This is a genomic window from Phreatobacter sp. GW821-FHT04C01, from assembly GCF_059420385.1.
In genome coordinates this window covers 885317-899406 of sequence record NZ_JBWKTP010000001.1, presented here as the reverse complement: position 1 = coordinate 899406, position 14090 = coordinate 885317, and the positions used below count along the sequence as shown (strand labels likewise).

Sequence of the window (14090 nt, the reverse complement as noted above, 5' to 3'; positions counted from 1 at the left end):
CGACCGCGCTCAGCGGCTGATCAGCCGCGCCTCGCCGCCGTCGACCAGCACCTCGGCGGGCGCCGGGTGGCCGAGGAAATCGACCGGGCTGGCGGTCAGGCCATAGGCGCCGGACTGCAGCACCGCGACGAGGTCGCCTTCGCCGAGATCAGGCAGCTCGGCCTTGCGGGCGAGCATGTCGAGCGGCGTGCAGAGCGGCCCGGCAATGGCCGCCGTCACGGTCGCCGCTTCGCCCATGCGGGCCGGTGCCAGCACCGGATAGTCGCGCTTGATGATCTGGCCGAGATTGCCCGAGGCCGCCAGGTGATGATGCATGCCGCCGTCGGTAACCAGAAAGCGCGCACCGCGCGAGGTCTTGGCCGCCAGCACGCGGGCGACATAGAGCCCCGCCGGGCCGACCAGGAAGCGTCCGGGTTCGACCACGACCCTGGCGTCGCGGGTCAGCGGATCGGCCTGAAGGGCCGCGGCAAGCGCCGGAATATGGCTCGCCAGCCGCACCAGATCGAGCGTCGCCTCGCCTGCGAAATAGGGAATGCCCAGCCCGCCGCCGAGATCGATGGTCTTGAGCGGCCGGCCGATGCGCCGTGCGACACGCCCCGCGACCGCGAGGCCATGGGCCCATTGCCCGGCCAGAATGTCGGCGTCGAGAATCTGGGTGCCGGCGAACATATGGACGCCGCGCAGGTCGAAGGTGCGGCTCGACTGGACCCGGTCGATCACGCCGTCGAGCCCTTCCTCGTCGAAACCGAAGGGTGCGGGACGGCCGCCCATGCGCATGGCGCCGCCCTGGACCTCGGCGACCGGATTGAACCGGATCGCCACCGGCACCGGCGCCGATCGCCCGGCGGCGAGCCTTTCGATACGGGCGATCTCCTCCAGGCTCTCCAGGTGGATCTCGCCAATGCCTTCGGCGATCACGGCCTCGAGTTCCCCGGCGCGCTTGCCCGGCCCGGCGAACAGGATGTTCTCCGGCGCGGCGCCGGCCGAACGGGCCAGCCGGTATTCGCCGAGCGAAGCGATTTCGACACCCGCGCCCGCACCGAGAAACACCGCGACGACCGCCGGGTTCGGGTTGGCCTTGATCGAATAGTGAATGGCGGCGAAACCCGACAGCACCGTCGCGAGCTTGCTGTAGTTCCGCCGCATCGCCGCGGCGTCATAGAGATAGAGTGGCGTGCCGAAACGTTCAGCCAGCGCCTCGACCGCGAGGCCGCCGATGAGCAGGTCCTGTCCGTCGACGGCAAAGGGGTCGACGGCAAGGCGCGCGGCCGGCGCCACCGGATCACTGCTGGTCATGGCTGCGATCCGCGACCAGGCCGCGATAATCGACCTTGCCGTTCGGGGTCACCGGCAGGGCCTCGACCCATTCGATGGCGCGCGGCACCATATAGGCCGGCAGGTCCGCCGCTGCCGCCTGCAGCACCGCGTCGACATCCGCGGCACCCGCCTTGGCGACGCCGACCGCATGCACCTTCTGCCCGGCAAAGGGATCGGGCAGCCCGATCACCGCCACCTGGAGGAAAGCGCCGGTCGCCATCAGCACCTCCTCGACCTCGGTCGGGCTGATCCGATAGCCGGCGGACTTGATCATGGCGTCGCGCCGCCCGACAAAGTGGAAAAAGCCCTCGTCGTCCTCGAAGACCAGGTCGCCGGAATAACACACGGTGTCGCCGCCCTGCGCCATGGCGACGAAGGGATGGGGCTTGAGCACCTCGGCGGTGTCCTCCGGCCGGTTCCAGTAGCCGAGCGACACGGTCGGGCCGCGATGCACCAGGATGCCGGGCTCGCCGGGCCGGGTCCTGCGGCCTTCGGCGGTCACCGCGAAGATTTCCGTCTCCGGAATGGCCCGGCCGATCGAGGTTGGCCGCCGGTCGATCTCGTCGGGCGGCAGGAAGGTCGACCGGAACGCCTCGGTCAGCCCATACATCAGGAAGATGCGGGTCTCGGGCAGCCGCGTCCGCAGCCGCTTCACGGTCTCGGACGGCACGGCGCCGCCGGAATTGGTGATGTAGCGCAGCGACGGCAAGGGCGTGCGCGCGAGCGACGGACTGGCGCGCGTCAGGATCGCCCAGATCGTCGGCACGCCGGCAAGCCCGGTGACGCCATGGTCGCGGATCGCCGCGACGATCTCGTCGCCGAAACGGAAGCTCAGCAGGATCAGCACGGCGCCCTGCTCCACCGCGGTGAGCAGCTGGTTCAGGCCATAGTCGAAGCTGAACGGCAGGACCGACAGGATCCGGTCCGCGCCGGTCAGGCCGAGATAGGTGCGCACGATGCGCGTGCCGGCGATCAGGTTGCGATGGCTCAGCATGACGCCCTTGGGGCGGCCGGTGGAGCCCGAGGTGTAGAGGATGGCGGCCAGGTCCTCGCCGATCGCCTGGTCGCTCAGGGGCGGCCGCGCCGCGTCGTCATCGGCGGATGGCGCACGCCATGCCGGCTCGTCGACCAGATGCAGCGAGACGCCCTCGATGCCCGCCAGCGCCTCGCGCAGCCTGGGCGCCAGGGCCGCGTTGGTCAGCACGATGCGGGCGCCGCAATCGGTGACGATGTGACGGATCTGGCCGGCGTGGAGCAGGCTGTTGACCGGCACGAAGACGCCGCCGGCACGGCTTGCCGCGAAGATCGCCCAGCATTCCTCGAGCGACTTCGGCAAGACGATCGCGACCCGCTCGCCGCGCCGGAGACCGAGCTCCTGCAGGACGGCCGCGGCATGACCCACCTGGGCCCGCAGTGCCGGATAGGCCATCGACCGGTCGCCATCGACCAGGGCAACGCCGCCCGCCACGCCGGCCAAGCCGGCGTCGAGCAGGTGATGCACGAGGAAGGGCGGCGACATCAGCGTCGGGCTTGCTCGACGAAACGGGCGAGCTGTTCCACCGTCTCGAAATTGTCGGGATCGAAGTCCTGATCGGAAATCTCGACCGCGAAGCGTTCCTCGATGAAGCCCATGAGGTCGAGCACGCCGAGCGAGTCAATCGCGCCGGTGGCGAGCAGCGAGGTCTGGTCGTCGAAAGGCCGGGAGCCGAGGCCGGGGAAACGCCTGAGCAGGAAATCCCGGATGACCACCTTGGCGTCAAGAACTTCGCTCTCGGACATCGTCTTTGATCTCGCGTTCATCGGGTATCAGAAGGGAAGCAGCACGAATTCGGAATAGGCGTGATCGATCGTCTCGGCATCGACGCCGCCCTTGGTGAAGGTCGGTGGCCGAAGCCGGCTGAACCAGGCGCCGGGCACCCCCTCATCCCGGCGCGCCGGGATCTCGAGCGAAACCACGCCCTGCCCGAGCAGGAACCGGGCGACCGTGCCGATCGCCGCTTTCAGTTCGGCCTTGCTCGGCGCATAGACCACCCGGGCGGCGGGAAGACCCTTGTGGCGCGTCCGGGCGAAAACCACCGGCCAGAATGCATCGTCGCGATTGAGCACGACGCAGATGCAGCCGAACCTGGCATGGTCCTCCAGCACGGTTCGCGCCGGCCCCTGCAGGGCGTCCGCCGGCACCTGGTCGAGCGGCACCACCCGCCCCGCCGCCGGGCTATAGTGCAGGGCGGCGAGCGGCAGCGCCGCCAGCAGGACGCCGTCGGTCCAGACTGTCAGTCCCAGGCGGCCGTTCAGATGCACCACGCTCGGGCTGGGCGTCAGGTCGGTATAGACGGTCCCGGGTTCGCTGATCACGGCCTTCAGCATGCGCGGCGCCAGCCATCGGTGCGCCTCGTCGATATACCAGCTCGACAGGTTGACGACGTCGCGGGTCGTCCCATCCGGCTCGATCCGCCTGCTGCGCATGGTCAGGATGATTCCGACATCCTGGTCCCGGACACGCAGGATCTGGCCCACCGGTCCAGCCTGGATCCGCGCGTGGTGATCGGTCTGCCGCCGCAGCCCCTCGATCCAGAACGATGGCTGCTGAGACGGGAAACCGCGCGCAAGCAAAGCATGCACGCTCTCCAGATTTGTCTCGTCGATCGGAACCAGCATGGCGGCAGATCTAGCGCGAAATGTCCAATTTTAAAGGCGTTGAAGGATTCATTCTTAATATCAAGCCGTTAACTTTGCCTGTCCGCGGCGGCCAGGATCGCCGCCACGACGGCAATGGCGGCGCGGCGTGGTGCCGCAGCCAGGGCCGCCTGATCGCTGCACGCGAATCCTTCAGCGGAAATTCGACCAGGGCGCGCACGCCCGGCAATACCCAACGCCGCGACCGGCATCCGCATGGGCGAGCCGGTAGCGTCGCGCGCCGATCGCAAAATCACGCGCCTGCGCCGCCACGCCGCGAAGCGCGTCGGGATCGGGCGGCCAATGCCGTCGATAAATCCGGGGCTTGCGACCAGCGCCAGCCGCCCCGGCAGATGGTGCGCCGGGTCAGCCCTGGGCTGACGGGCGGCCGGCCATGGACACCCGGACGGGCGGCGGCGTGTTGAAGTGGCCGGCTCGGTTTGGTCGGCCGGCGCGCGAAGGGCGCCGTCAGTCGAGCTGGGCGCCCGACGTCGCGACCACCGTCCGCCATTTGGCGATTTCCTGCTGCATCAGCCGGGTCAGACGCTCGGGACTGGTGTCCTGGTCGCGGATGATCCCCTGGCTCTCCAGGACACGCGCCAGGGCCGGATCGGCCATCGCCGCGACGAAGGCCTGGTTGAGCGCCGTTATCGTCGCGCGCGGCGTGTTCTTCGGCGCCACGATGCCGAAAAACACGCTGACGTCGAAGCCGGCCAGACCCTGCTCGGCAAGCGTCGGCACCTGCGGAAGAGCGCCCGAGCGCGCCAGCGTCGTCACGCCGATCGCATTGATCGTGCCCGCCTGAATATGCGGCGCCGCGGTCAGCACGTCGGTAAAGGTCATCTGGACGTGCCCGGCGATCAGGTCGTTCAGTGCAGGCCCCGTGCCGCGATAGGGCACATGTTTGATCTCGGTGCCGGCGACGCCGTTGAACAGGACGCCGGCGAGATGCGACGAGGCGCCGTTGCCCGAGGACGCAAAGAACAGCTGGCCCGGCCGCGCCTTGGCATAGGCGACGAGTTCGGCGAGGCTGCGCGCCGGCACTTTCGGGTTGACCGCCAGCACATTGGGCAGCGCGCCGATCATGACGACCGGTTCGAAGCTGGTCAGCGGATCGTAGCTCAGGTTGCGGTAGAGACTGACATTGATGGCGAGCGGCCCCGACGTGCCGAACAGGATCGTCGTGCCGGCGGGCTCGGCACGCGCCACCTCGATGGCACCGAGATTGCCGCCGGCGCCCGCCTTGTTCTCCACCACCACGGCACGGTCGAGCCGCACCCGCAGCCCCTCGGCCAGATGGCGGGCCAGCGCATCGGTCGGGCCGCCCGCGGCGAAGGGCACGACCAGGCGGATCGGCCGGTCGGCGGCGGCGAGCGGGCTGGCCGCCAGGACCAGCAGCGCAAAGACAAGGCGTGCGAACAGCGTCATCGGCATTTCCTCCTCGGCCGGGCTCTTGCCCTTGGCGTTATCGTTTCATGCAGTCGTGGCTGCCGGCCCCGGCACGGCGCCGTCGGCGACCAGCCGGTCGATCTCGGCCTGGCTGAAGCCGGCCTCATGCAGGATCGCCAGAGTGTCCGCGCCGAAGGCCGGCGGCGTCAGGCGATAGCTGGCGGGCGTCGCCGACAGCTTCACCGGCGCGCCGACGCCGCGATAGCCGTCCCGCGAAACGACCATCTCGCGATGGATCGCATGAGGATGCTCGAGCGCCTGATCGACCCCGAGCACCGGGCCCGAGGGCACGCCCGCCTGGATCAGCGTGGTGGCGAGCAGGGCTCCGTCATGACGCGCCAGCACGGTTTCCAGCGCTCCGCGCAGAGCGTCCCGATTGGCCACACGCGCGCCATTGCTCAGGAAGCGCGGATCTTCGCCGATCTCCGGGGCCCCGATCACCTCGCACAGCCTGGCGAATTGCCGGTCATTGCCGACCGCCAGGAACAGCGGCTGGCCGCCGGTCGCGAAAACCGAATAGGGCGCGATATTGGGATGGTCGTTGCCGCTACGGCTCGGCGTCCGGCCGGACAGGAAAAAGTTGGCGGCGTGTGGATGTAGCAGCGACAGGCCGCAGTCGAACAGCGCCGCCTCGACGAATTGCCCGCGCCCGCTGACTGTGCGGTGGTTGAGCGCGAGCAGGATGCCGATCACCGCGTTGAGCCCGGTGACCATGTCGACAACCGGCAGACCGACACGCAGCGGCTCGCCGCCTTTCTCGCCATTGACCGACATCAGTCCGGCCATGGCCTGGATCACCGCGTCGTAACCCGGCAAGCCGCCGAGCGGGCCGTCGGCGCCGAAACCGCTGACCCGGCAATGGATCAGCCTGGGGAAACGTGCCGCCAGCACGTCGGAATAACCCAGGCCCCATTTCTCCAGGGTGCCGGTCTTGAAGTTCTCGACCAGCACGTCGGCATCCTCGAGCAGGTGCAGCAGCACGTCGCGCGCCGCCGGCTGGCCGAAATCGAGCGCCAGGCCGCGCTTGTTGCGGTTGACGCCGAGAAAATAGGAGGCCGTCTCGTCCTGGAACGGCGGCCCCCAGCCGCGTGTCTCGTCACCGCCGGGCGGTTCGATCTTGATCACCTCGGCGCCGTGGTCGCCCAGGATCTGGGTCGCGAAAGGCCCTCCCAGAACCCGCGACAGGTCGATCACCTTGAGCCCGGCCAGCGCACCGGCGCCGGCGGGTGCCGTGGTCATGGTACCGTTCACGATCCGGCACCGATGTCGAGGCTGAGCGCCAGCCCGGTATCGACGGGAGCCTGGCTCAGCAACGCCTCGCAGACCGCCGCGGCATCGTCATCGGCTGCCAGCGGATCGCGCGGCAGGAGCTTGTGACGCAGCACCAGATGGGCGAGCGCCAGGCGGCGCATGTCGGTACCGATCCGGGCGGCTTCGAAGGCGAGCACGATCGCCGAAGCCGCGTGGTAGAGGCCGCTCGCCATCCGGCGCGTCTCGGCCTCCTCGGCGCGATCGGCGCTCACCCGTTCGGCGAAGGCCGCGGCCCGGTCGAGCGCCCGGCCGAGCGCGCGCCTGGACGCTTCGGGAATGCCCGGTGTCTCCAACAGGCGGGCGAGATAGGCCTTGAGCGTGCCGAGCGTCTGTTCGCGCCGGATCGAGCGGGCGACATCGAGCGCGACGATATTGCTGGTGCCTTCCCAGATCGAGCCGAGATGGGCGTCGCGCAGCACCCGGGCATCCGACCATTCCTCGATGTAACCCGAGCCGCCGCGTACCTCCATGCCATCGCCCGTCACCTTGCGTGCATCGCGGCAGGTGCGGAACTTCATCAAGGGCGTCAGGATGCGCATGAGCTTGGCCGCTTCCGCGTCGCCGGCATCCGCCCGCTTCAGGCAATCCGCGGTGTGCAGGGCCATCGACCGGCCCTGCTCGGCCGAAACCAGCAGCTTGAGCAATTGCCGGCGCATCAGCGGCAATGCGACCAGCTTGCCGCCGAAAGCCTGGCGATGCCGGGCGATGAACAGCGCCTCGTGGGCCGCGCGCAGCATCAGGCCGGCCGAGCGCACGGCGTTGGAAAGCCGCGACATGTTGATCATGTCGGTCATTTGCTTGAAGCCCGAGCCGGCCTCGCCGACCAGATAGGCGGTGGCGCCGTCGAGCACGATTTCGCCGCTCGCCATCGACCGGGTGCCGAGCTTGTCCTTCAGGCGGACGATGCGGTAGCTGTTGCGGCTGCCGTCGGGCAAGGTCCGCGGCAGCAGGAACAGCGACAATCCGCCGGTGCCGGCCGCGCCGCCGTCCGGGCGCGCCAGCACCATGGCGAGATCGGCATCGGCATTGGAGCAGAACCACTTGTCGCCGCTGAGCCGCCAGGTGCCGTCCCCGGCCGGCCGGGCCATGGTCGTGATGGCGCCGACATCGGAGCCGGCATCCTGCTCGGTCATGAACATGGCGCCCTGGAACAGCGCCTCGAAATCCTGGGTGACCAGCCGGTCGCGAAACCGCGCGACCAGCTCGGACGCGCCGAATTTGGTCAATGTCCGGGTCAGCGCGTCGGTCATGCTGACCGGGCAGCAGAGCCCGAACTCGGCCTGCACGAACAGCATGGTCAGGCCGTATTTGACCACCGGCGGCAGCGGCTCCGGCCAGCCGAACACGCCGGCGCGATGCGACATGGCGGCCAGCCCGAATTCGGAAAAGGCATGGCGTTCCAGCGCGACATAGCTCGGATGCTTGTCGATCGCCTGCAGGTCGGCGCCGGCGCGGGTGCGCTGCTTGAGGACCGGCGGATGGGCGTCCGCCGCCTGCGCCAGCCGGTCCAGATCGGCCCGCACCAGCCCGCCCAGCCGGACGAAATGCGGCTCGACCGCCGCGACCAGATCCGGCGCGCCATAGACCCTGAGCAGCCGGGCGAAATCCGGATCGCTCAGATAGGCATTGGTGCCGGAGCTGTCGGGAATATTGCGGTGGATCAGGACGGTCTCGGCACTCATCGGCGGCTCCTCGTCTGCCGCGATCGTTAACAAGAGCGCTGGACCGGCTCCAATATTGATTTAGCATCCGGCAATAGCGAAAAGGCTATCGATGACACCGGGAGGGCTTGAGGCGGATGGCACCGACCTTTCGTCAATTGCGCTATTTCGCGGTGCTCGCCGAAGAGCTGCATTTCGGCCGGGCGGCGCGCCGCCTCAACATGTCGCAGCCGCCGCTGAGCACCGGCATCCGCCAGCTGGAGGAGGACCTGCAGGTCCAGCTGGTCGAACGCTCCAGCCGCCGCGTGACCCTGACACGGGCCGGCGAAACCTTCGCGGCGCGGGCCCGCATGTTGCTCGGGCAATTGTCCGAGGCCGAGGCGCTCACCCGCAAGATCGCCGCCAGCCCCGGCGGCGTGGTCCGCGTCGGCCTGGTGCCTTCGATGATCTTTCGCGGCCTGCCCGGCATGCTGCACGAATTCCGCGAGCGCCATGCCGGCTATACCGTCGAGATCCGCGAGATGAATTCGGCGACGCAGCTCGCGGCGATCTTCGAGAGCAAGATCGATATCGGTTTCATTCACGGCATGCCGCTGCCGCCGGGCGTCGCGTCGCTGCTGATCATGGACGAGCCCTTCGTCTGCTGCCTGCCGGCGGCCCATCCGCTGGCGACGCTCAAACGCGTGTCGCTGCGGGCACTGGCGCTGGAGCCGCTGATCATCTTCGCCCGGCCGCTGGCGCCGCATTATCACGACCATATTCTCGGACTGTTCCGTGCAGCCGGCATCGAGCCGCGCATCATGCACGAGGTGAGTCATTGGCTGACCGTGGTGTCACTGGTCGCCCATGAACTCGGCATCGCGCTGGTGCCGCGGTCGCTTGGCCATGCCGGCATCGCGCGCACCGTCTTCCTGCCGTTGGAAGAGACCACAGCGCTGCATGAGGCGCGCGCCATCTGGTCGTCGCAGGAACGCCATGACGGGCGCGACCGCCTCCTCGCCTGCGTGCGCGACGTGCTGGAGCGCGGCCGTCGGGAGTGACCCGCCGAAGCCTCTCGCAAGACAGGGGCCTCAGGCCCTGGGCTTGTCGCGGACCAGGATGCCGAGGGTCACCAGGCGGCGGCAAAAAGCCAGCGCCGGTTCGCCGCCGAGCGACCTCGGCGTAGCGCCCTCTTCGAGCGCCGCGAGCCAGTCGAGTTCGGCACCCGTCAGCTTTTCGGCCTCGCCGGCCCAGCGCAGTTCCGCGCCATCGCCCACCGGCACGACATAGTGGTGCACCGAATCCGCCAGGATCAGCCGGTCGTCGGCGCCGGGCGCCGGCGCCAGCAGGCCGCGGCCCGACATCGGCATGCGATCGGTTGCCAGCTGTTGCAGGAACTGCATCGAGGCGAGGTCGAGCCCGGCCTCGGTGGCGACCAGCGCCAGCCTTTCGGCGGCTGCCGCCGGCAGCTTGGCGCGGGCCGCCTCGTCGTTCAGCCGCCAGGTGCGGAACGACTGGCGCAGGGCCGGTTCGCGCGCCTCCACCTGGTCGATCGCCGCGCGCAAGGCATCGGCCCAGCTCGGTTCCAGCAATCCGATCGTGGCATGCAACGACGGCTCACCGCCGCCTTGGACGGAGGCATCGTGCAGCACGCCGCGCGGCACGTAGAGAACGTCGCCGGCGCGCAGCACCACCTCGCGGCCACCGGCCGGATCGGCCTTGTGAACCGCGCCGTTCCACGGCGTCTTGCGCGTCGCGTCGGGCACGATCGCCTCGCCCCAGACCCGCCAGCGCTTCTCGCCGGAGACCTGCAGCACCAGGACGTCATGGGTATCGTAATGGGTCCGGAAGCCCTGGGCGCCGGGCGGGGTCAGGTAGATATTGGCCTGGACCGCATGCAGGAAGATCCGCTCCAGGCCGCGGCAGAAGCGCGCCAGCGGCGGATGGAATTCGTGGAATTGCGACACGACGAGCGTCGCGCCGCCGTCGAACAAGGGAAACAGCCGGGACGGATCGGCCTTGCCGTCGGCAAAGGTGAACAGCTCGTCCGGCACGCTGGCGCTGCCGCTGCGACCGCTGTCGGCCATGCTGAGGCGCGGGATCTGCGCCCCATCGGTCTTCAGGAACGCGTCGAGATCGGCGATCGACAGCAGCCGGTCGAAGCGATTGCGGTCGGCGGCCACGAAATGCCGCATGATTCCGGCTTCGCGCAGCTTCAAGCCGTCCTCGATGGACAGGTCACCGAAGGCGAGCGCGAAGGCTTCCGCGGCCAGCGTCATAGGATCCTCGATGCACGAGATTGCGCTGGACGGCTTACCAGCCGCGACCGCCGCCGCGCGGGTCGCGCGGGTCGTTGTCGGTGATCCGGGCCCGGCGACGATAGGTTCTCACCCGGCCGCGACCCTCCGCGTCATAGGGATCGTTGTCGGTGCCGCGACGGCGAATATAGCGTCCGCGGCCACGGCCTTCGCGGTCATAGGGATCGCTGTCGGTCACCCGCAGCCGCTGGGCTTCGGCCGGCGCCGGGGCGACCACGGCCCCGACCGTGACGAGCGCGGCGGCGCCGAGCGCGGTCTTGAACATGAACAAGCGGCGGCTCAGGGCCTTGTCCGGAGAAGCCGGCGTTTCCGGCGTCACGGCATCCTGCTGCATGCCCTTGTCATTGGTCGCATCGCTCATCGTGCACTCCTACACCGCGCTTGGACCGGCTGGCGGCGTGAAATTAGAACGGGTCAAATCCTGCCACAGCTTCGGGCACGGACCAACAGAAAAATTGACCTACCGTCAACTCGCGAGATGACGTGGCACGTCAGGTCAACGGTCTGGACTGATTGGGGAAATCGGGGGAGGCACCGCAGTGGCGAGGGCCGGTCGAAGCCTCGCGGCATGGCGTCGGATTGGAGGGGAGGAGACCACGTTCAAGGGGTCGCAGATTGCGGTCCCCTCCCGTCCGAGCCATTGAGCCGGCGACGCAATACCAGATGCCGGTTCGCAGATGTTTCTGCACGACCGGTGCCAGAGCCGTTGGCGAGCGGGCCAATCAACATGATGTGGTCGGCTAACGGTCGCCCCGCTAGATGTCGGTTCTCCCGCGCAAGACCCCGGCGGGCTCTCGCGGAATGCCACTTGCAAAATGCGACGCTCCTCGCAGAATGCGAGGATCGGCGGCCGGCATGAGCCGGTTTCGCCCGTTTCCGGGCAGGTTCTGCGCTCTTGCCGTTGCGCCGGGCGCGGGCCTCCTATATGTGCACCGCAGCAAGGCATGCGGGCTCACGGTTCACGGGGGCCCGCTTTTTCGCTTTCCGCGACGGACGTCCGCACCATGAACATGCGCAATATCGCCATCATCGCCCACGTCGACCATGGCAAGACTACGCTGGTCGACAAGCTGCTCCAGCAATCGGGCTCGTTCCGCGAGAACCAGCGCGTGGCTGAGCGCGTGATGGATTCGAACGACCTCGAGAAGGAACGCGGCATCACGATCCTCGCCAAGGCGACCTCGGTCGTCTGGAAGGACACCCGCATCAATATCGTCGACACCCCCGGCCACGCCGATTTCGGTGGCGAGGTCGAGCGCATCCTGTCCATGGTCGACGGCGCCATCGTGCTGGTCGACGCCGCCGAAGGCCCGATGCCGCAGACCAAGTTCGTGGTCGGCAAGGCGCTGAAGATCGGTCTGCGCCCGATCGTCGCGATCAACAAGATCGACCGGCCCGACGCCCGCCACCAGGAAGTCATCAACGAGGTGTTCGACCTGTTTGCCGCGCTCGACGCCAGCGACGACCAGCTCGATTTCCCGATCCTCTACGGCTCGGGCCGCGAAGGCTGGATGGCCGCCAAGCCCGAGGGCCCGATTGACCAGGGCCTCGCCCCGCTGTTCGACCTCGTGCTGCAGCACGTCCCCCCGGCCAAGGTCGAGCCCGGCGGCTTCCGCATGCTCGGCACGCTGCTCGAGGCCAATCCCTTCCTCGGCCGCATGATCACCGGCCGGATCTCGTCGGGCACGGTCAAGCCGAACCAGGCGATCAAGGTCCTGGCGCGTGACGGCACCGTGGTCGAGACCGGCCGCGTCTCCAAGATCCTCGCCTTCCGCGGCATCGAGCGCCAGCCGATCGAGGAGGGCGTCGCCGGCGACATCGTCGCCATTGCCGGCCTGTCCAAGGGCTCGGTCGCCGACACCTTCTGCTCGCCCGAGATCGACACCCCGATCCAGGCCCAGCCGATCGATCCGCCGACCGTCACCATGAGCTTCATCGTCAACGACTCGCCGCTCGCCGGCACCGAGGGCGACAAGGTCACCAGCCGCATGATCCGCGACCGCCTGCTCAAGGAGGCCGAGGGCAATGTCACGTTGAAGATCGAGGAGAGCCCGGACAAGGATTCGTTCTTCGTCTCCGGCCGCGGCGAATTGCAGCTCGCCATCCTGATCGAGACCATGCGCCGCGAGGGCTTCGAGATCGCCGTGTCGCGGCCGCGCGTCGTCCTTCAGAAGGGCGATGACGGCGTGACGCTGGAGCCGATCGAGGAAGTGCTGATCGACGTCGACGAGGAGCATTCCGGCGTCGTCGTGCAGAAGATGAGCGAGCGCAAGGCCGAGATGATCGAGATGCGGCCTTCCGGCGGCAACCGGCTCCGGCTGGTGTTCCACGCCCCGACCCGCGGCCTGATCGGCTATCAGGGCGAGCTGATGACCGATACCCGCGGCACGGCGATCATGAACCGCCTGTTCCATGCCTATGAGCCTTATCGGGGCGAGATCGCCGGCCGCGTCAACGGCGTGCTGATCTCCAACGATATCGGCGAGGCGGTCGCTTATGCCATGTGGAACCTGGAAGATCGCGGCCCGATGGTCATCGACCCCGGCGTGCGTGTCTATCGCGGCATGATCATCGGCATCCACAACCGCGACAACGACCTCGAAGTGAACGTGCTGAAGGGCAAGAAGCTCACCAATATCCGCACGACCTCGAAAGACGAAGCGGTGCGCCTGACGCCGCCGATCCGCATGACCCTGGAAAAGGCGCTCGCCTGGATCCAGGACGACGAACTGGTCGAGGTCACGCCGAAGTCGATCCGTCTGCGCAAGACCTATCTCGACCCCAACGACCGCAAGCGTTTCGAGCGCTCGTCCAAGGAAGCCGTGGGCTGATCCGCGCTCGGCTCGTCTCGGCGCGCCGCGAATGACCGGTGCGCCGAGTTGTGAATTGTGGTGAACCTCACCCATTGACTAGAATGGGTATAGAGTGGCCGGCGCAGATGCCGGCCAGGCTCATCCGAGGAACGCCATGCGCAACCTGATCGCCCTTGCCGCTTTTGCGGCTGTCGCCGCCGCCCCGCAGCTCGCCTCCGCCCAGGATGCCGCCGCCGGCCAGCGCGTCTTCGCCCAGTGCCGGGCCTGCCATCAGATCGGGCCGACCGCGCGCAACGGTGTCGGGCCGGAACTCAACGGCCTGATCGGCCGGACCGCCGGCACAGCCCCGGGCTACAATTATTCAGACGCCTACAAGCGGCCGGAGGTCGCCTCGAAGGTCTGGAGCGAAGAGAACTTCACCACCTATATCCGCGATCCGCGCGGCGTCACGCCGGGCACCCGCATGGTCTTCGCCGGCTTGCGTAACGACCAGCAGATCACCGACCTGATCGCCTATCTGAAAACCTTCGCCGCCGACGGCAAGCCGGCCCAATAGGCTTCGCACC

Annotated in this window: 12 protein-coding genes; 3 read left to right on the top strand and 9 right to left on the bottom strand. The window is 68.3% G+C overall.

Going from position 1 to position 14090, the window contains the following annotated elements; genetic code table 11:
* Nucleotides 1-9 precede the first annotated feature (9 nt).
* The 7 genes from AC07WJ_RS04230 to AC07WJ_RS04200 all read right to left on the bottom strand — a co-directional run bounded on the left by AC07WJ_RS04230 (nucleotide 10) and on the right by AC07WJ_RS04200 (nucleotide 8435).
* The gene (locus tag AC07WJ_RS04230; protein ID WP_494933268.1) at nucleotides 10-1296 is read right to left on the bottom strand and encodes a type III PLP-dependent enzyme; all 1287 of its coding nucleotides are present in this window, start codon (nucleotides 1294-1296) and stop codon (nucleotides 10-12) included.
* On the bottom strand, nucleotides 1283-2836 hold the full coding sequence (locus AC07WJ_RS04225) for an AMP-binding protein (RefSeq protein WP_494933267.1): 1554 nt from the start codon (nucleotides 2834-2836) through the stop codon (nucleotides 1283-1285). Before AC07WJ_RS04225 ends, AC07WJ_RS04230 begins: the two co-directional genes overlap by 14 nt.
* The gene (locus AC07WJ_RS04220; RefSeq protein ID WP_494933266.1) at nucleotides 2836-3096 is read right to left on the bottom strand and encodes an acyl carrier protein; all 261 of its coding nucleotides are present in this window, start codon (nucleotides 3094-3096) and stop codon (nucleotides 2836-2838) included. Before AC07WJ_RS04220 ends, AC07WJ_RS04225 begins: the two co-directional genes overlap by 1 nt.
* Nucleotides 3097-3123: 27 nt before the next feature.
* Nucleotides 3124-3975: a hypothetical protein gene (locus AC07WJ_RS04215; protein ID WP_494933265.1), complete on the bottom strand. Its 852-nt coding sequence runs from the start codon at nucleotides 3973-3975 to the stop codon at nucleotides 3124-3126.
* Nucleotides 3976-4461: 486 nt separating this feature from the next.
* Nucleotides 4462-5421: a Bug family tripartite tricarboxylate transporter substrate binding protein gene (locus tag AC07WJ_RS04210; RefSeq protein WP_494933264.1), complete on the bottom strand. Its 960-nt coding sequence runs from the start codon at nucleotides 5419-5421 to the stop codon at nucleotides 4462-4464.
* A 45-nt stretch (nucleotides 5422-5466) separates the two neighbouring features.
* Nucleotides 5467-6681 carry a CaiB/BaiF CoA transferase family protein gene (locus AC07WJ_RS04205; RefSeq protein ID WP_494933263.1) on the bottom strand — a complete coding sequence of 405 codons (1215 nt, stop codon included), beginning with the start codon at nucleotides 6679-6681 and terminating at the stop codon, nucleotides 5467-5469.
* 8 nt (nucleotides 6682-6689) lie between these two features.
* A complete protein-coding gene (locus AC07WJ_RS04200) occupies nucleotides 6690-8435 on the bottom strand; it encodes an acyl-CoA dehydrogenase family protein (protein WP_494933262.1) in 1746 nt (581 codons plus the stop codon).
* Between the two features lie 116 nt (nucleotides 8436-8551).
* Here AC07WJ_RS04200 and AC07WJ_RS04195 point away from each other — a divergent pair, with 116 nt between their 5' ends.
* Nucleotides 8552-9454, top strand: coding sequence for a LysR family transcriptional regulator (locus AC07WJ_RS04195; RefSeq protein WP_494933261.1), 903 nt, complete (start codon nucleotides 8552-8554; stop codon nucleotides 9452-9454).
* A 30-nt stretch (nucleotides 9455-9484) separates the two neighbouring features.
* On the opposite strand, the gene AC07WJ_RS04190 is transcribed toward AC07WJ_RS04195, so the two are convergent.
* Complete coding sequence (locus tag AC07WJ_RS04190; RefSeq protein WP_494933260.1) at nucleotides 9485-10672, bottom strand: cupin domain-containing protein; 1188 nt, start codon at nucleotides 10670-10672, stop codon at nucleotides 9485-9487.
* A 34-nt stretch (nucleotides 10673-10706) separates the two neighbouring features.
* Nucleotides 10707-11072: a hypothetical protein gene (locus AC07WJ_RS04185; protein WP_494933259.1), complete on the bottom strand. Its 366-nt coding sequence runs from the start codon at nucleotides 11070-11072 to the stop codon at nucleotides 10707-10709.
* A gap of 643 nt (nucleotides 11073-11715) precedes the next feature.
* On the opposite strand from AC07WJ_RS04185, the gene typA reads away from it, so the two are divergent.
* The gene (typA, locus tag AC07WJ_RS04180) at nucleotides 11716-13542 is read left to right on the top strand and encodes a translational GTPase TypA (RefSeq protein ID WP_494933258.1); all 1827 of its coding nucleotides are present in this window, start codon (nucleotides 11716-11718) and stop codon (nucleotides 13540-13542) included.
* A 136-nt stretch (nucleotides 13543-13678) separates the two neighbouring features.
* Nucleotides 13679-14080, top strand: coding sequence for a c-type cytochrome (locus tag AC07WJ_RS04175; RefSeq protein WP_494933257.1), 402 nt, complete (start codon nucleotides 13679-13681; stop codon nucleotides 14078-14080).
* The last annotated feature ends 10 nt before the right edge of the window (nucleotides 14081-14090 follow it).

Excerpts from the sequence above, each read along its gene's own strand:
- typA (WP_494933258.1), top strand. The coding sequence starts at position 11,716 with ATGAACATGCGCAATATCGCCATCATCGCCCACGTCGACCATGGCAAG.
- AC07WJ_RS04220 (WP_494933266.1), bottom strand. The coding sequence starts at position 3,096 with ATGTCCGAGAGCGAAGTTCTTGACGCCAAGGTGGTCATCCGGGATTTC.
- AC07WJ_RS04205 (WP_494933263.1), bottom strand. The coding sequence starts at position 6,681 with ATGACCACGGCACCCGCCGGCGCCGGTGCGCTGGCCGGGCTCAAGGTG.
- AC07WJ_RS04225 (WP_494933267.1), bottom strand. The coding sequence starts at position 2,836 with ATGTCGCCGCCCTTCCTCGTGCATCACCTGCTCGACGCCGGCTTGGCC.
- AC07WJ_RS04230 (WP_494933268.1), bottom strand. The coding sequence starts at position 1,296 with ATGACCAGCAGTGATCCGGTGGCGCCGGCCGCGCGCCTTGCCGTCGAC.
- AC07WJ_RS04175 (WP_494933257.1), top strand. The coding sequence starts at position 13,679 with ATGCGCAACCTGATCGCCCTTGCCGCTTTTGCGGCTGTCGCCGCCGCC.
- AC07WJ_RS04195 (WP_494933261.1), top strand. The coding sequence starts at position 8,552 with ATGGCACCGACCTTTCGTCAATTGCGCTATTTCGCGGTGCTCGCCGAA.
- AC07WJ_RS04190 (WP_494933260.1), bottom strand. The coding sequence starts at position 10,672 with ATGACGCTGGCCGCGGAAGCCTTCGCGCTCGCCTTCGGTGACCTGTCC.
- AC07WJ_RS04200 (WP_494933262.1), bottom strand. The coding sequence starts at position 8,435 with ATGAGTGCCGAGACCGTCCTGATCCACCGCAATATTCCCGACAGCTCC.
- AC07WJ_RS04185 (WP_494933259.1), bottom strand. The coding sequence starts at position 11,072 with ATGAGCGATGCGACCAATGACAAGGGCATGCAGCAGGATGCCGTGACG.
- AC07WJ_RS04215 (WP_494933265.1), bottom strand. The coding sequence starts at position 3,975 with ATGCTGGTTCCGATCGACGAGACAAATCTGGAGAGCGTGCATGCTTTG.
- AC07WJ_RS04210 (WP_494933264.1), bottom strand. The coding sequence starts at position 5,421 with ATGACGCTGTTCGCACGCCTTGTCTTTGCGCTGCTGGTCCTGGCGGCC.